We start from the raw sequence: 19,834 nt of genomic DNA, 5'->3' as shown, positions 1-19,834 counted from the left end.
GAATCGACAAAGCCTTTAAAACTTTTATACCCTCATCTTTGTATCAAGTACGTACAGAGTCTATTTTATCATATTTTTCTTAAAAAGTGCGGGCTTTTCTATTAAAAAGGAACCATTCCCCTCACCTGAGAAGAATGGTTTGCTTTTTATTATCCTAAAGACTGATGGTTAAACAAGGCATGGGTTGCTTGGTGGATGTATTTTGCTGTTTCAGCATTGTTCATGGTGTAAAGATGCACACCTGCGACATCCTGAGTGACCAAGTCCACGATCTGGTCCACTGCATAGGCAAGTCCTGCTGCTCTGAGCGACTCAGGGTCATGCTCATACTTGTCTAAGATAGCCTTAAATTTGCGTGGAAGATGGATATTCTCACAAGTCTTCAAGAGACGAAGCGCTTGATTACGGTTAAGAATAGGCATGATACCCGCATGAATAGGAACATCAATCCCTGCCAAGGTACACTTGTCTTGGAAATCGTAGAAGCGCTCATTGTCAAAGAAAAGTTGCGTTACAAGGCTTGAACAGCCTGCATCCACTTTCTTCTTGAGATTTTGAATATCTGAGATCTGGTTTGGCGAGTCAGGATGCCCTTCAGGATAACAAGCGCCAATAATATCAAAGTGAGAGGCTTGTTCCTTGATGAACTCGATCAAATCCGTTGCGTAGCGGAAATCCTTTTGTGGTTCCACATCAGGGATAATGTCCCCACGCAAGGCCAAGATTTTCTGTACCCCAACCTTATCCAAGTCTGCAATGGTTTCAGCAACCTTTTCCTTAGTCAGATAGATGGCTGGCAAGTGGGCAATGGTTGGAATCGCCAAGTCATTCTGGATAAAGTCAGCCAAACGAACCGTTGTTTCCTTGATATTAAATTTATTATTGCTGGCAGTCACACTGATAAAGTGCGGTGTTAGCTCCCGCATATCCTGCAAAGCTGAAATAATTTTATCATTACACACAGCTGGGTTTGGAGGGAACACTTCAAATGAAAGTGACGGTGTTTGGCGTGACATATATATTAACCTTTTCTAGTTGATTTCTTACTGATCAACCGTGTAGGGAGAAATGGGTTCTTACAATTTCTCACGCGCAGCTTTTGCTGCTTCGACAAGGCGGATCAAGCTTTCTTTTGTTTCTGGAATACCACGTGTTTTCAAACCACAGTCAGGGTTGATCCAAACTTTCTTGCTTGGTACTTTGGCAAGAATAGCATCAATTGTGTGGTCGATTTCGCCTTCATTTGGCACACGAGGAGAGTGGATATCGTAAACCCCAGGTCCCACTTCTGTTTGGAAGTTTTTTGCTTTGAGTTCGTCCAAGATTTCAAGATTTGAACGGCTTGCTTCAAAGGAAATAACGTCCGCATCCATGTTGTCGATGGCTGGGATGATATCTGTAAATTCTGAGTAACACATGTGAGTGTGGATTTGAGTATCTGGCGCTACTGTAGAGTGTACCAAGCGGAAGGCTGGAATAGCCCAGTCAAGGTAGTCTTCGTACCAGTCGCTACGACGGAGTGGCAATTTCTCACGAAGAGCAGCCTCGTCGATTTGGATGATTTTCACACCAGCAGCTTCAAGGTCAAGAACTTCATCCTTGATAGCAAGGGCGATTTGAAGAGTTGAGTCCTTGATAGAGATGTCTTCACGTGGGAATGACCAGTTGAGGATGGTAACCGGTCCAGTCAACATACCTTTGACAGGTTTGTCTGTACGGCTTTGAGCATAGCTAGACCATTTGACAGTGATTGGGTTAAGACGAGTGACGTCACCCCAGATGATTGGCGGTTTCACCCCACGCATACCGTAAGATTGTACCCAACCATTCTTAGAGAAGAGGTAACCTGACAAGTTTTGACCGAAGTACTCAACCATGTCGTTACGCTCGAACTCACCGTGTACAAGCACGTCAAATCCAACTTCTTCTTGCCATTTGATCCATTCGTCGATAGTTTCAGCAAGGAAGGCGTCGTACTCTTCTTGTGACAATTCACCCTTACGGAAGGCCAAACGTTTGGCACGAACTTCCTTAGTTTGAGGGAATGAACCGATGGTTGTTGTTGGAAGTGCTGGAAGTTTGAAAGCTTCTTCTTGGATAGCTTCACGTTCAGCAAAAGCTGGCAAACGAGTGTAGTCTGCGTCAGTCAATCCAGCGATACGCGCACGAAGTTCCGCATTTGCTCCGACACGTTCAGTCGCAAAGAGTTCTTTGTTAGCTGCAAGAGCTTCTGCACCTTGACCGTTGCGGATAGCATCCAAGTCACGGATTTCATCCAATTTTTCAACTGCAAAGGCAAAGTGGTTCAAGATAGCTGGTTCAAATTCTTCATTAGCAGTTGTAAATGGCACATGAAGAAGTGAGCATGAGCTTGTCAATACGATGTTTTCAGCTGGGATTTGCTCAAGAACAGCCAAGCTCTTTTCATAGTTGTTACGCCAAATGTTCTTACCATTGACAATACCTGCATAGAGAGTCTTGTCAGCTGGGAAGCCACCTTTAACAAGTTCAAGAGTTTTCTTACCTTCAACGAAGTCAAGACCGATCGCATCTACTGGCAATTTCACAAGGTCAGCATAAACGTCACGAACGTCTCCGAAGTAAGTTTGAAGCAAGACTTCAAGACCTTTCTTGTCAGCCAAGAGTTTGTTGTAGAGGTTCAAGAAGAGAGCTTTTTCTTCAGCTGTCAAGTCTTTGACAAGAGCCGCTTCGTCGAGTTGGATGCGAGTCGCACCAAGTTCAGCCAATTTAGCAAAAACTTCTTGGTAAGCAGCTACTAAGCTGTCTACGAAGTCTTCTGCTTTCACGCCTTCTTCAAAGTCTGACAATTGAAGGAAAGTGAATGGACCTACAAGAACAGGACGAGTGTTCAATCCAAGTTCTTTGGCTTCTTGAAACTCATCAAAGATCTTGTGACCTGCCAATTTTACTTGAGTATCTTTTTCAAATTTAGGCACGATGTAGTGGTAGTTGGTGTTGAACCATTTCTTCATCGGAAGGGCACGCACGTCCCCTTTTTCACCTTGGTAACCACGACCCAAAGCAAAGTAGCGCTCAAGGTCAGACAAGTCCAAGTTTTGAACTGAAGCAGGCACCACATTGAAAAGGAAAGCTGCATCTAGGAAGTTGTCATAGTGAGAAAAGTCATTTGATGGGATTTCAGTGATTCCTTTTTCTTTGACAATGTTCCAGTGTTTCGCACGCAATTCTTTAGCTGCTGCCAAGAGTTCTTCTTCTGAGATTTCTTTTCTAAAGTATTTTTCAGTTGTAAATTTCAATTCGCGGAATTCACCCAAACGAGGGAAACCGATGATCGTAGTTGACATGATGTGTCCTCCAAAATTTGTTGTTGAAACTATCTTAACAGAAAAGAAACTGTCTGTATAATTGTAAATAATTAGGCTTTGATATAGTTTGAAACTATATCGCTTTTTCGAACAAAAGAAAAAGACTTGAGACCAGTGTCTCAAATCCTTTGTATTGCTTGTTTTATTGCTGTATTTTAGTTGAAATGCTCAAACGAGCTATTGACGATTCTCATCAGTGACTATGGCTTGTTATTAGAAAAGACTATAGGTTGGTTTTCTTTTCTAATTCTGATATTTCCCTGAAAAAGTGCGGACGGGAGGTAAAATTATCCAGTGGATGATTTTAGCCAACCAAGTAATCTCATCTCTATCAATTTTTTTCCTGTTCAAGTGGGACGACTGCTAGTGTCTTTCCTAAACTGGCTAAGACTTTTAAGACCGTATCCAACTGAGGACTAGTCTTTCCTGTCTCCATCCTAGCTATGACAGGCTGGCTCACTCCACTGAGTTCCTCTAGCTTTTTCTGACTGATACCTTGCTCGTGTCTGGCTTCAATCAACTCACTCATGATAGCCACTCGCATATCACTTTCAAGGATTTCCTCCTTGGTGAAGAGTTCAGAGCGGACATCTTTCCAATTACTCCCAATAGCACTATTCTTCATCACTTAACCCTCTTTCTTTTAAGTCCTTCAGTTCACGCTTGGCTTTATCAATCTCTCTCCTAGGAGTTTTCTGAGTCTTTTTGACAAAATGATGTAAGAGAACAAAACTCCCATCAAGCCACGCTACAAATAAAATCCTATCCCTCAGAGGTCTTAGTTCCCAAATCTCATCTTCCAAATGTTTGATATAGAGTTCACCAGCTCTAGTCCCATGCTGACTAAGCAACTCGATATAGTCGTTTAGTTTATTGAGTTTGATGCGACTATCCTTACTCTTCTTTCTAGCCAATTCTCTCATATAATCTAAGACTGGCTCATTTCCATTTTTGTCCTTATAGAAGTAAATTGTATGCACCAAGCAACCTCTTTCTAATTCAATTATAACTTAAAAGTTATTAAAAGTAAATCCTAATACTCATAAAAAGAAGACCTTAGAATCATTCTAAAGGTCTCATTTTTATTATTCGAAAAAATTACGAGAAGAGTTATAATGTGGAGCTATTCCTGACTCTTACACCAACTCAATGCCTTTCTCTCGGAGATTAGCCAGACATTCCTCATAGTATCCTGCATCATGCTCACTATAGATGGGCTTGCCTAGCTTCTCCTCTGCTAAATCTTGATAAGGAGGGCAAGTCTTACCACGGTAGTTCTTGTCTAGCCATTCTGGACTGACATTATAGTCACGGTTAGCCATCTCCTCCATGATCAAGCGATGATAGGCATAGAGACGATAGGGCGAGTGAGTAAAGACATAATCAACCGTCGCATGCTTTTTGCCCCAGCCATTACCACGCAGGGCGCAACACTCTCTATGTTGCCCCAAAAGTTGCGGACGGGGAAGTTGTGAAATCAAAGCCTCATGCCAAAGTCTCATGGGTGTCTCCTTTCAGTAAAGTCGAATGTTGCAAGTAGGTATTGGGATAGCGATCAAGTAACTCTCGAGTCTTAGCAATCAAATCTTGCTTAGAAGCTTGACCAAAGCGGTAGCGATCCAGCAAGAGCATATAGTCTTTGCGCTCAACATCTGTCGCTTTCTTTTTGAAATAACCCCAAATATGCTGAAAGGCATTGCAAACCTGACCCCTATGCTCAGGGATTTGACAGGCACGGTCGATCAGTTCCTGAACATGACTTACCTCCACCTGTTCATTCTTGAGATATTGGCGAATTTCATTATAAATATTGCTGGAATGGCTCAAAACGAGGTATTTGTTCCTAGCCCAGAGTTGCTGACACTGGGATTTTTGGTTAATTTGTTCCATGTTTCTCCTTGTTATCTATCAGTTTCCAGGAAATATGGAAACAAAGTTGTATCTAAAAAATGAGCGAATTATGAGCTTCACATGACTGACTGTATGAATCTTTTTTCTTCTTCTAAAGTTTCCTGACACTTAGGAAACAAAGTAATAATTTTCTTTTAGTTCTCTGAAACGGTCAAAACCTAGAATACCCTCATTTTGTAATCTGCCTAAAACAACGCTCGGATGAATATCTATCTCCTCAGAAAAGCGAAGAATATCAGACTTCGCAAAGTTTCCTTTTTTGACAAAAGCTTGATAGTCTCCTGGTCTAATCAATAGATCTTTTGCAAACTGGTCTGCCTGTTCCTCAGAACGAAGATAGGACTCACTGTTTCCTTCATCAGATGAAAAATCATTCTCCAGAATGTGTCCAATCTCATGAAATAGTGAGAACCAGAAAATGTCTGACGCTTTGTTTCGATCCGTGAGTAAAAGCAAGGCACTACCATTACTGAATTTTTTAGTCGCTCCATTCAGATTAGCATTTGGTAACGCAGGTAGACCAACTAAAACAATACCACAGTCTAACAAGATATCGTACAAGCGTTGAGGAAAGGCTTCTGGGTCCTGTCTGGTCAACTCTCTCAAGGCAGGCAAGCTTCTCTCTAGCTTTCTACGATTGAGCTTGGTAGTTGTTGTATCACGTGCTTTTTTAGATGCCAACTCCAGCATGATATTAGAGTTTACTATACTTTTAGTTGTAAACTCACGCGTATTCCGATAGCTGACTAAATGGTTAAAAGTTATAAGGTTTTCTAAACTTGCCACACCTAAAATCTTGCGAAGCTCAATAATCTTTTCCTTCAAGCTATAGCGTTTGTCTGGAACGTAGCCTTCTTCCTTAAAATACTTGAAATCTATCATCTCACAGATTTCTTTCTCGCTACCTTCTTCTAGCTCTTTCTGTTCTACAATCTCTGCAACTTTTACATCATAAGCATTTTGAAGATTGAGCCAAGTCTGCATAGAAACTCCGCTTAGCTTGGCTAACTTATGAGCCGTTTCCTTACTAATGGACTCCTCTGCATTGACCAGCTTGCTGATAGTCTTTGCGGAAACTCCTAGACGCTCCGCAAATTCTTTCTGCGTTACGTTATAATCTTCAATCAACTCTTCAACATACTGACCTGGATGAAAAGCAATCAGGTCTTTGTATTCAATAATTTTATTACTCATAGTGATTGCTGACCTCCTCTATTTTTAGGATTTCGATTTCAACAGAACTAGGAAATACCTTTTCTAGATCCTCTTCCCGAAAACCCACAATCAACCGATAGGAACTCCTTCGACCATCTATATCTAAAGCAAACTGTCCCTGTCTCTTTCCCTTAAGTTGGTGAAAGTGATATTTAGGAAAAGCTGTCACACTAGCCAAAGAATTCGCCGCTTCCAAAAAGTTGATCAACCGATGCAACTTTACAGCAATCTTATCCGAAAAATCCTTCTTCGCCTGCCTCAGCTCTGTGCACTGCTTTTTAACAGTTTTGTTTGTATAGATAAGCTTCATATGTCCCTTTCCGTTATATTAAATTACCTTTTAGGTAATTTAATTATACCATATTTAGAAAATAAAAACCAGCCAAAAGTTGATTTGGCTGGGATATATGCTAGTATTTAGTAAATATAAACATCATGTTTTTTTAACAACTTACAAATATTCAGAATTTAAATAGGCTTATTGATTCAAAAACGTTGAATAAAGAAATCAACTATATTCTTATAAAATTCACAATGAGTGTACAAACATGGATGTAAATAAACAAATAATATAGAAAAAGCAACTAAAACTGTGATTAAGTTTACAATTTTATGGCTCCATTTTTCGACCTGTATTAAATCATCCATTTTTTCTTTATAATCTTGCTTTAACTTATTAAAATAATCTTCTTCAACATTATAAAAAATACTATACATGTTATCTATTTTCTTATATTCTAATTCAATAGATTTGGATTCAAAATGCCATCCTTTTAAACAGTTAATTCTTATAATAAGAATCAAATACAATAATCCAACAATAAGGGTTAATAGCATCGCTATTCTAGTAGAAAAATTTTTAAGAATAAAAGTTGTTAAAACTGTTGCTATCAAAACTAAAATTTGTTGCAATAATGAATTTGATACAATTTTTATACTATCAGAAGTTTTCCTTTGCAGATTTGTAAAGTCTTCTGTAATTTTTTTCTTATCATCAATATATTTTTTTAACTTATCTTTTATAAATAAATTGTAATTAATTTTTAATTTTTTCCAGGTTATCCCTATGTCTTTATCATCTATTTTTAATTTATTATTTACTAAATCTGAAAAGAGTCCTCTAAAAATAATTAACTTCTCATAGTAGGTTTTATCATCACTAAAAATAAAGTCAAAAATATTTTCAAAATTTTTAAAAAATTTTTCTGTTACACTAACATCATCTAATTTTAAGATTGCATTTTTTTCAAAACTAATTACAAATTCAGTATTTTCTCCGTTATCAGAAATCATTCGTTCAGATAGCAAATCCAATAAATTAATTAATGATACTTTTTTACAATCTTCGTAGTTAATATTAGTAATTACATTTGGTAAAGCACATATTTTAACATGATTAAATTCTGATTTAGAAAGAAGAATTTTAGGAATCAGTAATTCTTCGTTTTTTTGAGAGAATATCGGAGAAATAATTTCGATACCTTTTTCAAAAACATCCACTTTAATTTTACTTTCTCTATTTTTAAAATCTTTAATTGCAATTTTTTTTAAAAACTCTTTTTCGAATTCAAGAAAATCTTTTTCTGAATAAAAAAATAACTTTTTATTTTTTTCAGGAACTAAGTTTTGTTCGATAGTAAGAATAATATTATTTTCACTTTCAGGGTCTTGAAATTGATCTAGAGTATAAGAGTTACATCCAACAAATATATTCTGCGGTAAGGATAATGAAAAATCATGTTTAAATTTTTCAACTTCTTCTTGATAAACTATAAACTTGATATTATATTTAAATGTATTCTTCTTTTCAAAAATATTAAACCAACTCTCTTGCTCATGATAATTTTGAATCCAAGAGAAAATTTGACTATACATAACAATCACCTCTTTGCTATAGTGATCCTATTTGTATTTATCTTCATTATTGAAAAATTACCTTCCTGATCCCACACAACATCTCCCTGTTCCAATAAACTATCGAAAACTCTAATCTCTAATTCTTTATTATTATTCTTAGAAACATACACTGTTCTTGGTGGGGTCTTTAGCTCGGCTGTAAAAGTAAATACAACTGTATTATTTCTTTTTTTAGCATTTTGATATGCTTCTTTAGCTAGTTTTTCAGAATCCATATTGATTCCTGTTTTCGTAAAATCAAGTAAAGTACTGATTTCTCCAATTAAGCCATCAAAAGATGTATCACGTTTTTGAGACAAAAAGCTTTGCAATCTTTCTTTGACATCATTTGATGATTTATCGTCCTTTAAATATGGCTTTGAAACAATTTCTACTGCTTCTATAGCTGCTTTAGCTGCTGAATCGGGATCATCAATGACATTTGTACTTTCCAAAAACTCTTTAAAGAAGTAACGAGAAATATTATCATCAGTCCTATCTAATACCCTTGAATGAATATTCTCTCTTTCTGTGTTGCTTGCTTCTCTTCCTTCTTTAAACGAAATAGTTCTATCTTTGAATATTACAGTAGCTTTCTGAAGCCTAGATTTTTTATCAGGTAAAATTCTATCAAGTGTTTTTAAAGTATTTTCGTTCGTAACTTGTATAGCAGTTCCTGTCTCCATTTTTACTATAAAAAGCACCTCACTATTATTTAGCATAGTGGTTAGTACTACTAGATAGAAATCATTCTGGAATTGTTTACCTATTGCATCCTTAAACTTACTTGCAATATCATCTGAATTTGACTTAAATTTATCACGACTATCAAACATCTCAGAAATATTTGTAACCATTTGAGATGTTCTTCGATTAAATCTAAAATTTTTTGCAAATTTATCATCCATACATTTTTCAACTCGTGTGTCTAAATCAGCAATAATTTTATCGAATTCTTCTTTAAAATCAATTAAGCTTGATTCGAAGATTCTCCCTGATACTACATTAACATTTTCATTTTCTCTTGAAAAATGAAACAATCTTAATCTTTTTTCCATCTCATTATCTCCTGAATTTTATACCTTCACCTGCCCATTCATCAGCATTGGCAAGAGCCAATCACGAAGTTGGGTGAGTTCTTGGTTTTGTCCTTGTAAACATTTGATTTGTGCAAAATAAAGCTCTGTTATTTTGTGAAAATTATTTTTGATTTCATTTCTTGGTAGAATGATTCTAATTCCTGAAAAATCTTCTTTATTCATATTAGCAAAAGTATTTCCAGTCTTTGCACTCGCATTAGCATTTTCAAAATAATTTTTCAACGCAAAATAAAGATAATATCTATTCGTTTCATCCTCAAAAACAATTGAATTTATTTGTTGATTTGTATGAGACCATTCAGTAGTAAATCCAATTTCACCCACTGTCGCAATACAAGAAACACATAAGCTACCCTCAGGTAAATACTTATTCTGTTGTACGCTTGCTCCTAAATCAGTCAATGTTTCTGAAGTGCTATAAATAAAAGTATTTCCTCGTATATCTCCAATTGTTATAAAAGGAACTTCACCTCCAAAATTATCACTATTTGCTCTAGAAGGTGTTTTTCCAGTAATAATTTTCGACTCAAAGTCTTTAAGAGTCTCCACTTCCCATCCCTCTGGGATTTCGCGTTTAAGTTCTGGGTTATAGACCATTTTTCCGCCTGATGATTTGTAGGGTTTTCCATTCTGGTCTGGGAAATCAAACTGCACAAACCAGTAGTCATAGAGGGTTTTAGCCATGGCTTCCAACTCTTGGTTGATTTGGTTGTTGGTTTGGATTTTTTTATCTAAAGTACCCAAAATATCTGTTATTTGATTTTGTTGTTGGATTGAAGGAACATTTGATATCTTAGTATCTCTTAAATTATCGTTATATAATCTTTTTATGGTACTTCCATTTGTGGTAATAAAAGGATTTGTTTGTAAAAAATAATACAGAAACTGATTTGTTACCTTTGATTCATCATTTTCTATCCATACTATATTGGAATCCTGAAAATAAGAATCTTCTCCATCAAATATTACTGTTTTTCCAATTGTTCCTGCAGCAGAAATTAAAATATCACCTTTTTTAGGATATGAATATTTTTCTTTGTATTCACGATAAACCTTTTCATCAATATATACTGTCGGAGTACCACCAAACGTTGAGATTTTATAAAAAGGGATACCTGAAAATTCATTTGTCTGAGATTTCAATATTCTCTTACACATTGAGATTTTTCCAATCTCCCCTAGTCTTATACTACTCATACTTAACCCTCTTCATCTGCTCTTCAATCTCCTGCTCCAATGCATGCGATTGCTGGAAAAGGTCTGAGAGCTTGTTTTGAAAGGCGGTCATCTTGGCTTCAAACTCTTCTGCTGTGATATCCACATAGTCTATCTTGATGTCAAAGTATTGTCCTGCGCTGAGAGAGTAGTTTTTCTCCTTGATATCCTCATAAGAGACAGTGACTGAAAAGTCCTCGACGGCTTCTTTCTTGATAAAGGTCTCGACGATCTTCTGCTCTTCTTCAGGAGAGAGCACGGTCTTTTGGTTCTTGCCTTCCTTGACCTTGGTTCCGAGATTTGAGGCATCGATGAGGACGACATCACCCTTATTTTTCTTATCGATAAAGAGGATAGAGACGTTGGTACCTGTCGTCGCAAAGATATTAGACGGCATGGAAACGACACCAGCCAGCATTTGATTGTCCACCAAGTGTTGACGGATGGCCTTATCAATCCCTGACTGGGCAGTGATAAATCCTGTCGGCAAGACAACGGCTGCTTGACCGTCTGACTTCAAGGAGTAGATGATATGCTGTACAAAGAGCTCGTAAATCGCCATCTTGTCCTTAGACTTGGCTGGAACCTTTGGCACTCCTGCAAAGAAACGCTCACTGGCTTCTGGCAATGTCTCTACTTGGTCACGCCACTCTGAAAAGTCCAGCTTAAAAGGAGGGTTGGAAACGATATAGTCCATTTTTTCAGGATGACGGTTGGCGATGATGGTATTTCCCTGTACGATATTATGGATGGAATGTTGCAGTCCATTCAAAATTAGATTAAGACGGAGAAGATTAGATGATTTTTGCGAGATATCCTGACTATAGACAGTGGTCTTGTCCACACCGATACGACTAGCCAGATTCATTAGCAAGGTTCCCGAACCAGCTGACGGGTCATAGATCCGCACGTTTGATGGTTGGTCGTTTCCCACAAGGATATCAGCGATAATCTTTGCCACAGAGTGAGGTGTGTAGTACTCAGCGTACTTACCACCGCCATCTTTGTTGTAGTCCTTGATCATGTACTCAAAGAGGGTAGAGAAAAAGTCGAAACCTTGTGAAAAGATAGTCTCATCGAACTTCACTCGAGTAAGGAGATTAATGATGGCTTTTGCGACTTCATTACGCTTACTGCTATCTGATATGTTATCGGTAATCAGACGCTCGTCAAAGAGACGAATAGCCGTATCTCCGTCTGTATGAACAGAGAAGATATCGTTATTATCAATGGCGATCTGGTTGAGGGTATTTTCAAAAGTCTCGTAGAAAGTCGCTTCATTTTGCTGACGGTGAAGCGTTTCAATCAACTGGTCTGGCTTGAGCCAAGCCGTGCTGGTACCGATAAATTTTAGAAGCCAAGAATAATCTTCTTCACTCATATCAATTAGTTTTTCATAACTATTAGAAGCATCAATAGCTTTTGCCTGATATAAAAATTTGTCGTTTAAAAACTTATAGAGGAAAGATTGGGTAAGAAGTTTATATTCAGCTGCTTCTCCACCTAATCCAACATGCGTAAAAACAGCCTTCAAATCATCTACTAAGTCTTTAATTTGAGATTTAAATGTTTCACTCATAAAAGTTAATACTCCCGTTCATATTCTTCAAACAATGATTCAACCACACGATCAACATCTTGCATTGATAATCTTTTATCAGGTTGACTATCCAAGACTCCATGTGTGATTTCTTCTTCAATCAATCTTTTTAAATATCCTTCATTTTCTAATATTCCTTGGTTTTGACCTATTTTATGATCTAGTCTGACTTTAGAATCTTTGATGACATAGTAAATTGCAAGAAACTCACTGACCGTCGTTGAGTTGGTCACGTGCTTGTAGGAACGAGCTGCCATTTCATCTCCGTTAAAGTTCATGGTCAAGCGTCTCATACGAGTATGATAGTTTTCCACGGACTTAAAGAGTTCCTCATAGTCTTTTTGTGTTTCCTTGATATTTTCCATCGTATAACCTTCTTGGCTATAGATAAAATGTTTTTGCATGATACGTTGGAATTCTTCGTAGAGAGAAACCCACTCAGGATCCTTTTCATCACGCTGTTTTTTAATCTTACCAGCTACCCGACGTCTCCAATCCTCCAGGTCATTAGCTGCTAGACGAAGTTCTTCCTCTGCAATCTTGACAAAACTAAAACTGGTCTCAGACATCGCTAAATTTAAGAGCGTTTGACTAGAAAAGTCAGCTGGTTTATCAATCAAGGACAGTGTCAGCATCCGTCTTGAGAGGATATTGAGCAAGATTGCGACCTGAGCAATGTCAATCTGCTCGATCAATTGATGGTAACCAAGGAGACGAGCAATATTGTAATACTGCTTGATAGACTCCAAAGCTTTTCGTAGATCGATTAACTGCTTTCTATCCTTGATATCATTGATAGCTTGGGAAAAGTATTCCAGATTATCTGTTGGATAGTCAAGCAAGATTAGCTCAGTCTTGCTTAATTCATGAGAAATCTCGTCTGCAGGGACAAAGAGCGAGCCAAAAACATCCTCTCCATTTTCCCCTGTCAAGGCTGTATCATACTCTTGATTGAGTTCTTCCAGATAGGCACGATTGGTCCTGTCAAACTCTTTCGAAATATCCGCAAAGTCGATGACATAGCCAAAGAGATAGTCCTTGTATGGACGATTGACACGGGTTAGAGTCTGTAAAAGGTTATGAGCCTTGATTTTACGCCCTAGGTAGAGACGTTTGAGACGCGGGGCATCAAAACCTGTCAAGAGCATGGAGTAGACGATGATAAGGTCAATTTTGCCTTCTTTGTAAGCATCTACCTTGTCTTTCTTTTCTTCCTTATCTCCCTCATCATGGAGAATCAATGCGGATGTCAAGTTGATTGTTCCAGCTTTACGACGTTTTTCCAATTGCTTTTCAAGCTCACGCGCCTGCTTTGACGAGTCACAGACGATCATGCCACCAATCGTCTGATCATCAAAAATTACATCACGTGCACGATTAAAGTCCTCGATGATAAAGTCTAACATAGGTTCTACATAACGAGGGTGAGCAAAGATATCCTCCTTGGATAAGCCTCCACGTTGGATCTCTTCATTGATGGATCTGAGATTGTCTTTATAAGAAGTCTCGATATCTTCTCGCATCAAACGTAGGGTAAAGCCATCATCGATAGACTGGTTGTAGTAGTATTTGTGGATATAGTCCCCAAAAATATCACGTGTGGTCGCATGATTTTCCTTGGTCTTGCCATCTTTCTTATAGGTGATCAATGGGGTCCCAGTCAAAGCAATCTTGATTGCATTGGTATCTGCCTGATAGAGATTTGGTAGGTAGGAACCGCGTTCATTATAAGAGCGATGGGCTTCATCGATAAAATAGATATTTTGACGATGGAGGTCATAACCAGAGCGGTCAGTCAAGTCTGAATTATCCTTGAACTTCTGGATATTGACCACAGCAACATCATAGCCATCTTGTTTTTGATTGAGCTCTTGAGGGCTGTTGATTCGCTTAACTTTGAGCCCTCGTTTGGTAAATTCTTTAAAGGCTTGGTCTGCCAGATCCAAACGATCCACAACAAAGTAAAACTGAGGGACGATTCCCTGTTTTGAGAAATAATTGGTTAGATAGCGGATATTGAAGAAAGCCAAGGCTGTCTTCCCTGAACCTTGTGTATGCCAGATAATGCCCTTCTTAACACCTCTTGCAATTGTTTCTTCAATGGCACGCGTCGCAAAATACTGAGGGTAGCGCATGACGTGCTTCTGCAGTTGCATCTGACCATCCTTGCTCTCTTCCTCTACATAGACAAGTCCAAAACGAAGCATAAAGAGCAGGCGTTCTTTATGATACAAGGAGGACAGAAAGGCATTACAAGGTGTGTCAGGATTTAGGTTTGTTTTGAATTCTGGCTGGGACTTGAGGGCAAAGTGGTTCATGTCATCTAAAACGAAGTCGATTTGATCCTCTGTTAAGGTTGCCAAGGAATGAAGAAAATCTTCTTCTCTTTCTTCCTTGAAAGCATTAAACTTAGTTTTTGAATAGGCATTTGAACCGTAGTAAGAGCCCTGTTTCTGTTGACCTTGCCCACTGATATAGGGCAAGTTATCAGACAGAGCTATCAACTGGGTGATATTGTTAAAGCGGCGGAACTTGCGATTTTCAAAGCGTTGTCTAGTTCGGTCTTGCTCCGACTGAATTCCTGTTTTCCCATCTCGAATCGCATTTGGCTGTTTCACTTCGATATAAGAAAGAGGCAGACCATTGATAAATACGACAATGTCAGGACGGAATTCATCCTGGCCATTTTTACAAGTGACTTCAAGCGCTAGATGAAAAGTATTGGCTTCAGGGTTTTCCCAGTCAATATAAACGGTATCTTCTTGACCTTGCAGGCGTCTAAAGAAAGAACGTCCCAAGTCATTTTGATCTAGTTCCAACTTGATATTGGCCAATTCTCTCTCAAAGTCTTCCTCTGTCAGGTAGTTGTTAAATTTTAAAAATTGCTCCTTAAAAACAGATACGAGGATATTGGTATCTGGATCTCGTTCTGCAATCTCCTTCCCATTACGGGGAAGATAGGTATAGCCCAGTCTCATAAGGTGTAGAGCTGCTGGAATTTGTACCCTGGTTAATTCAGAAAAATCTTTTTTCTTTGCCATCAAAAAACCTTTCTTATGCTTTTAAAGAATAGTTTATTCTAAAACCTTCATTCTATTCAACTGTTTCAACTATTAAAAATTTATTTTCTCTATTATTATATCATGTTTCAGATGGATTTTCCCATACGCTCCTACTCCAACTGACTTTTAACCTTCTTCTTAGTCAAGGTACGGTCATTTTTATTGGAGAGAGCTTTGATACGAGCTTCGAGAAGAATTTTCCGCCCGGCCTCTGTTCGTGTATAGACGAGGTGATAACGTCCAATAGTTGGCCTCAGAAAGTCGAGGAATTTCTGTGCTTCTTCCTTGCGCTTGTCAAAAAGACTAGGCACGGCATAGTAAGGTGACTGACCTTGTCGGACTTTCTCTGCCTTCAAGAGATAGCGCTGGTTATCCACTGGAGCAAAGAACTCTCCCACAGTCTGCGCAAACAGCTCCTTGTCCCTCATGCTTCCTCCCTTGAGATAGGCAAAGACCATGTAGTTTTCCTTGTCCTCCTCTACCTGAACACGGGATTGATCGTCCGTTAGATGCCCCGAATCTAGCAGAGCCTTTCGGATCTGCTCACCCAGAGACTGCAAACGTTTATAAGGACTCTTATAGCGGAGGTAGCGCCAAGATGCAAAGGCCAAAAATAGGAGACAGGCTGTCGTAAGCCACCAAACACCGATTAGTCTCAGTCTAAATAGCAAAACCAACAAATCCACTGCCAACAAGAGCAATGACATGCGAACCCATTTTAATGCATCAAGCAAGAGCATGACTGGGATCTTCTGTTTTTGGGTTGCGACTTCTGTAACTATCTCAAATTGATCCGCTACAACAAGAGCTTCCTGCCATTTTTTTCTCAAGCCTGCTCGATCCTTGGAGAGACTCTTAACTCGCTCATTGTACTCACTAATTTGCTTTTTCTTAAAAGGGGGCTTTGGAAAATCCAAACGATCTAAACCGGTCTCAATACTCTCCTGATTATAAGCCAATCCAAGAAAATGCTCCATCCGTCGCGACAAGGTCTGCAGATCCTGATTGCTCTCTGGTCTAGGCTCCTCACCAGGAAGAGTGATAAGTGCTTGCGCTTGAACGGCTACCAGATGCCAGATGTTGCTGGTCTTTTCTGGATGCCCCGGCCAGATACGAATGGCACGCCCGCGCATCTGGTTACTTAGCATAAAGCTCCCCACAAAGCTTCCGAGTATTAGGGAATTAATACAAGGAGCATCCCAACCCTCTCCGAGGAGGGATTTGGTTCCGACTAGGACTTGAATCTGCCCTCGTTGAAAAAGCTCCGTCACTGCCGCTACGATTCCCTTAGCTGAGCTAGGAAAACCAACCTGCACATAATCTTTTGGATCCAAGTGACCAATAGATGAGAAACTAAGAGGAACCTGAGGCAAGAGTTCCTTCAACTCTGCTACCACATCGGTAGGCAAAATAACGACACTACCTGACAAGACAGCCAAAGATATAGGGATCTCTTGCTCCTGAGCTTTTCGACGAATGCTTTCAAAATAAGGGAGAACCCCCAACTGAGAAATGGTTGCCTGATTATCTCCCAGATAGGTAGCAAAATCCTTGCGAATATAGTCAGCTAGTACTAACTGTCTCAGTTCCTGACCTAGACTCTCATACTCCGTCAAAAAGATATCGACAATGGCAGACAACTTCCCCAGAGATTGGGTTAAAAGCTGGTCAGAAGCCTTGGACTTAAGTAGATAAACCTGACGTTTTTCCACCAAGCCACGCGCCTTCAAGTCAGCCTCTAACTTTTTCCTATATCCATCTGGATCCTCATACCAATCTGGTGTCTGATAGAGTATGCTCTGCAACAGCGTCTCCAGCCAGTAGGAGGTCAATGCTGGAAGCTTATGGGTTCCCAGTAAATTTTGCAAAGAGGGAGGAATCGTTAACCCCTGAGAATGCATATAAATCAATATAGCGGACAAGTACTTGGGATCTTCTAAGAGCAAATCAGATGAAATATCCCCTTTGAGAACCTTAGACCCTGCTACAAATGTTTGAAAATCAGAATCGACTATAAGGTGATGAATATAGTCCCACTTAGTCTCCTCAAACCGTTTGAGACGTTCCGCCTCTTCAGCTGTTGGTGAACACATATAGACAAAATCCTGATGAGGGCAAAGAGTGTCTTCCTTTACTAGTTCAGGTACTGTTATTTCTTGATCGATCTCCCCACACATACGGATATAGCGTTCCCAGAGTTCAGGCTCGCTGTCATAAGGTGGTGTCGCTGTCAGGGAGATGAGTTTCAGCGGTTCATACTGCTTGCGAAAGGCTTCCAGACTTTTCCACCATTCATTGCGCAGGTGGTGGCATTCGTCCAAGCAAAGAGTCGCAACTTTCTGAGTTCTTAGACTTGCAAGCAAATCAAATCCCACAAAATCCTCTGCTTCACCATCTTCTTGTGATTGCAGTTGGTTCATGGCACTATGAAAAGCCTGATAGGTCACAATCGTTAATGCTTTCATCTCCTTTAAGTTTTGGGAAACGAGATCTGAAATCTTCTGTTCGTTCTCTAAAAAGGCTGTTTGAATCCTGTCCACCCATTGTTCACGAATGGTGACAGTTGGAACCAAGACAAGGGCTGGATTGCCAAAACGAGCGATTAGCTCGATACCAATGGTTGTCTTTCCAGACCCTGGAGCAGCCACTAGATGAACATGACCGTCTGCTTGATAGTCCTGAAAACGATCCAAGACCTGTTTTTGATATTGGCGCCAGCTTCCTTTAAAGTTTAAACCTAACATGATACCCCTCATTCTATACCGTCATTTTCTTATTCTCATTTTACCACACTTATTTCTCCAGTCAGATAATCTAGATAGTTTTTCTCTATAAAATATGGTATAGTAGAATCATACTATCTATGAGGAGTTTACATGTCAAAGGATAAGCAAATGAAAGCTGTTTCTCCCCTTCTACAGCAAGTCATCAATATCTCATCTATCGTCGGGGGAGTCGGCACCTTGATTTTCTGTATTTGGGCCTATCAGGCAGGAGTGTTACAGTCCAAGGAAACCCTATCGGCCTTTATCCAGCAAGCTGGGGTTTGGGGGCCACCACTCTTTATCTTTTTACAGATCCTACAAACCGTTGTTCCGATCATTCCGGGAGCTTTGACCTCAGTGGCTGGGGTATTTATTTACGGCCACATCATCGGAACCATCTATAACTATATCGGCATCGTGATTGGTTGTGCCATTATCTTTTACCTCGTCCGTCTCTATGGAGCTGCCTTTGTCCAGTCCGTCGTCAGCAAGCGCACCTATGACAAGTACATCGGTTGGCTAGATAAGGGCAATCGTTTCGAGCGTTTCTTTATCTTTATGATGATCTGGCCAGTTAGCCCAGCTGACTTTCTCTGTATGCTGGCTGCCCTTACCAAGATGACCTTTAAGCGCTATATGATTATCATCGTTTTGACCAAGCCCTTTACCCTAGTGGTTTATACTTATGGTTTGACCTATATTATTGATTTCTTCTGGCAGATGTTTTGAGAATAGAAAAATCCGTTTGGTTTCCCAAGCGGATGTTTTCTTTGTTTTATTTTGCGACACTCTTAGCGAGGACAAAGTTCCCAAGTGTGGCAGAACCATTGCCTGCAACTGCTGGAGTGACAATGTAGTCACGCACGTCTGGTACTGGTAGGTAACCATTTAGAAGAGCTGTGAATTTCTCACGTACACGGTCCAGCATGTGTTGTTGGGCCATAACCCCGCCACCAAAGACGATCACATCTGGACGGAACGTCACGGTAGCATTGACCGCAGCTTGAGCGATATAGTAGGCTTGGACGTCCCAAACAGAACTGTTGAGTTCGATGTTTTCACCACGAACACCTGTACGAGCTTCGAGACTTGGACCAGCCGCAAATCCTTCCAAACAGCCCTTGTGGAAAGGACAAACGCCGTTAAATTCTTTTTCTACATCCATTGGGTGTTTAGCCACATAGTAGTGCCCCATCTCAGGGTGACCGACACCACCGATAAACTCACCACGTTGGATAACACCTGCACCGATCCCTGTACCGATCGTGTAGTAAACCAAGTTTTCGATACGGCCACCAGCATTGTTACGAGCAACTACTTCACCATAGGCAGAGCTATTTACGTCTGTTGTGAAATACATGGGTACGTTGAGGGCACGACGAAGGGCACCAAGTAGGTCTACATTTGCCCAGTGAGGTTTTGGAGTCGTTGTGATAAAGCCATAGGTTTTTGAGTTTTTATCGATATCGATAGGACCAAAGGATCCGATGGCAAGACCTGCAAGATTATCGAATTTTGAAAAGAATTCGATGGTTTTATCGATAGTTTCGATTGGAGTTGTTGTAGGAAATTGTGTTTTTTCTACAATATTAAAATTTTCATCTCCGACAGCACAGACAAACTTTGTACCGCCCGCTTCTAAGCTTCCATATAATTTTGTCATGATAAACCTCTTATCTTTGTTTTCTCTATTATAGCACATTTTAAAGGGCTAGATTTCTCA

The 19,834-nt window shown here is 39.5% G+C and carries 16 protein-coding genes; 1 reads left to right on the top strand and 15 read right to left on the bottom strand.

What is annotated here, in order from left to right; genetic code table 11:
• Positions 1-149: 149 nt before the first annotated feature.
• From metF to BWR56_RS02095, 14 genes are all read right to left on the bottom strand, one after another.
• A complete protein-coding gene (gene metF, locus BWR56_RS02160) occupies positions 150-1,016 on the bottom strand; it encodes a methylenetetrahydrofolate reductase [NAD(P)H] (protein ID WP_049504734.1) in 867 nt (288 codons plus the stop codon).
• A gap of 60 nt (positions 1,017-1,076) precedes the next feature.
• Positions 1,077-3,326: a 5-methyltetrahydropteroyltriglutamate--homocysteine S-methyltransferase gene (gene metE, locus BWR56_RS02155; protein ID WP_076984367.1), complete on the bottom strand. Its 2,250-nt coding sequence runs from the start codon at positions 3,324-3,326 to the stop codon at positions 1,077-1,079.
• Between the two features lie 352 nt (positions 3,327-3,678).
• A complete protein-coding gene (locus BWR56_RS02150; protein ID WP_076984366.1) occupies positions 3,679-3,972 on the bottom strand; it encodes a helix-turn-helix domain-containing protein in 294 nt (97 codons plus the stop codon).
• Positions 3,962-4,327 carry a type II toxin-antitoxin system RelE/ParE family toxin gene (locus BWR56_RS02145; RefSeq protein ID WP_076984365.1) on the bottom strand — a complete coding sequence of 122 codons (366 nt, stop codon included), beginning with the start codon at positions 4,325-4,327 and terminating at the stop codon, positions 3,962-3,964. Before BWR56_RS02145 ends, BWR56_RS02150 begins: the two co-directional genes overlap by 11 nt.
• A gap of 156 nt (positions 4,328-4,483) precedes the next feature.
• The gene (locus BWR56_RS02140; RefSeq protein WP_076984364.1) at positions 4,484-4,849 is read right to left on the bottom strand and encodes a TIGR02328 family protein; all 366 of its coding nucleotides are present in this window, start codon (positions 4,847-4,849) and stop codon (positions 4,484-4,486) included.
• On the bottom strand, positions 4,833-5,237 hold the full coding sequence (locus BWR56_RS02135) for a YbgA family protein (RefSeq protein ID WP_076984363.1): 405 nt from the start codon (positions 5,235-5,237) through the stop codon (positions 4,833-4,835). The genes BWR56_RS02140 and BWR56_RS02135 overlap by 17 nt, the downstream gene beginning before the upstream one ends.
• A gap of 129 nt (positions 5,238-5,366) precedes the next feature.
• Positions 5,367-6,452, bottom strand: coding sequence for a HigA family addiction module antitoxin (locus tag BWR56_RS02130; protein WP_076984362.1), 1,086 nt, complete (start codon positions 6,450-6,452; stop codon positions 5,367-5,369).
• Positions 6,445-6,783: a type II toxin-antitoxin system RelE/ParE family toxin gene (locus tag BWR56_RS02125; RefSeq protein ID WP_076984361.1), complete on the bottom strand. Its 339-nt coding sequence runs from the start codon at positions 6,781-6,783 to the stop codon at positions 6,445-6,447. The genes BWR56_RS02130 and BWR56_RS02125 overlap by 8 nt, the downstream gene beginning before the upstream one ends.
• Positions 6,784-6,959: 176 nt before the next feature.
• Positions 6,960-8,348, bottom strand: a complete 1,389-nt coding sequence (locus tag BWR56_RS02120; RefSeq protein ID WP_076984360.1) for a hypothetical protein — start codon at positions 8,346-8,348, stop codon at positions 6,960-6,962.
• 5 nt (positions 8,349-8,353) lie between these two features.
• Entirely contained in the window at positions 8,354-9,427 is a 1,074-nt protein-coding gene (locus BWR56_RS02115; protein ID WP_076984359.1) for a hypothetical protein, read from the bottom strand.
• A gap of 18 nt (positions 9,428-9,445) precedes the next feature.
• On the bottom strand, positions 9,446-10,666 hold the full coding sequence (locus BWR56_RS02110) for a restriction endonuclease subunit S (protein WP_076984358.1): 1,221 nt from the start codon (positions 10,664-10,666) through the stop codon (positions 9,446-9,448).
• Positions 10,659-12,263: an HsdM family class I SAM-dependent methyltransferase gene (locus BWR56_RS02105; RefSeq protein WP_076984357.1), complete on the bottom strand. Its 1,605-nt coding sequence runs from the start codon at positions 12,261-12,263 to the stop codon at positions 10,659-10,661. The genes BWR56_RS02110 and BWR56_RS02105 overlap by 8 nt, the downstream gene beginning before the upstream one ends.
• Positions 12,264-12,268: 5 nt before the next feature.
• Positions 12,269-15,325, bottom strand: coding sequence for a type I restriction endonuclease (locus BWR56_RS02100; RefSeq protein WP_076984356.1), 3,057 nt, complete (start codon positions 15,323-15,325; stop codon positions 12,269-12,271).
• Positions 15,326-15,456: 131 nt separating this feature from the next.
• The gene (locus BWR56_RS02095) at positions 15,457-18,090 is read right to left on the bottom strand and encodes a DEAD/DEAH box helicase family protein (RefSeq protein ID WP_076984355.1); all 2,634 of its coding nucleotides are present in this window, start codon (positions 18,088-18,090) and stop codon (positions 15,457-15,459) included.
• A 132-nt stretch (positions 18,091-18,222) separates the two neighbouring features.
• On the opposite strand from BWR56_RS02095, the gene BWR56_RS02090 reads away from it, so the two are divergent.
• Positions 18,223-18,840 carry a TVP38/TMEM64 family protein gene (locus BWR56_RS02090; RefSeq protein WP_076984354.1) on the top strand — a complete coding sequence of 206 codons (618 nt, stop codon included), beginning with the start codon at positions 18,223-18,225 and terminating at the stop codon, positions 18,838-18,840.
• A 46-nt stretch (positions 18,841-18,886) separates the two neighbouring features.
• On the opposite strand, the gene scrK is transcribed toward BWR56_RS02090, so the two are convergent.
• Positions 18,887-19,774: a fructokinase ScrK gene (gene scrK, locus BWR56_RS02085; RefSeq protein ID WP_009729856.1), complete on the bottom strand. Its 888-nt coding sequence runs from the start codon at positions 19,772-19,774 to the stop codon at positions 18,887-18,889.
• Between the last annotated feature and the right edge of the window lie 60 nt (positions 19,775-19,834).

The organism is Streptococcus oralis (genome assembly GCF_001983955.1).
GTDB lineage: Bacteria > Bacillota > Bacilli > Lactobacillales > Streptococcaceae > Streptococcus > Streptococcus jiangnanensis.
Note: the sequence above shows the minus strand (reverse complement) of the source record. Positions and strands in the feature narration are given on the sequence as shown.

Coding starts and splice junctions, on each gene's coding strand:
- metF (WP_049504734.1), bottom strand. CDS start 1,016: ATGTCACGCCAAACACCGTCACTTTCATTTGAAGTGTTCCCTCCAAAC.
- metE (WP_076984367.1), bottom strand. CDS start 3,326: ATGTCAACTACGATCATCGGTTTCCCTCGTTTGGGTGAATTCCGCGAA.
- BWR56_RS02150 (WP_076984366.1), bottom strand. CDS start 3,972: ATGAAGAATAGTGCTATTGGGAGTAATTGGAAAGATGTCCGCTCTGAA.
- BWR56_RS02140 (WP_076984364.1), bottom strand. CDS start 4,849: ATGAGACTTTGGCATGAGGCTTTGATTTCACAACTTCCCCGTCCGCAA.
- BWR56_RS02135 (WP_076984363.1), bottom strand. CDS start 5,237: ATGGAACAAATTAACCAAAAATCCCAGTGTCAGCAACTCTGGGCTAGG.
- BWR56_RS02130 (WP_076984362.1), bottom strand. CDS start 6,452: ATGAGTAATAAAATTATTGAATACAAAGACCTGATTGCTTTTCATCCA.
- BWR56_RS02125 (WP_076984361.1), bottom strand. CDS start 6,783: ATGAAGCTTATCTATACAAACAAAACTGTTAAAAAGCAGTGCACAGAG.
- BWR56_RS02120 (WP_076984360.1), bottom strand. CDS start 8,348: ATGTATAGTCAAATTTTCTCTTGGATTCAAAATTATCATGAGCAAGAG.
- BWR56_RS02115 (WP_076984359.1), bottom strand. CDS start 9,427: ATGGAAAAAAGATTAAGATTGTTTCATTTTTCAAGAGAAAATGAAAAT.
- BWR56_RS02110 (WP_076984358.1), bottom strand. CDS start 10,666: ATGAGTAGTATAAGACTAGGGGAGATTGGAAAAATCTCAATGTGTAAG.
- BWR56_RS02105 (WP_076984357.1), bottom strand. CDS start 12,263: ATGAGTGAAACATTTAAATCTCAAATTAAAGACTTAGTAGATGATTTG.
- BWR56_RS02100 (WP_076984356.1), bottom strand. CDS start 15,325: ATGGCAAAGAAAAAAGATTTTTCTGAATTAACCAGGGTACAAATTCCA.
- BWR56_RS02095 (WP_076984355.1), bottom strand. CDS start 18,090: ATGTTAGGTTTAAACTTTAAAGGAAGCTGGCGCCAATATCAAAAACAG.
- BWR56_RS02090 (WP_076984354.1), top strand. CDS start 18,223: ATGTCAAAGGATAAGCAAATGAAAGCTGTTTCTCCCCTTCTACAGCAA.
- scrK (WP_009729856.1), bottom strand. CDS start 19,774: ATGACAAAATTATATGGAAGCTTAGAAGCGGGCGGTACAAAGTTTGTC.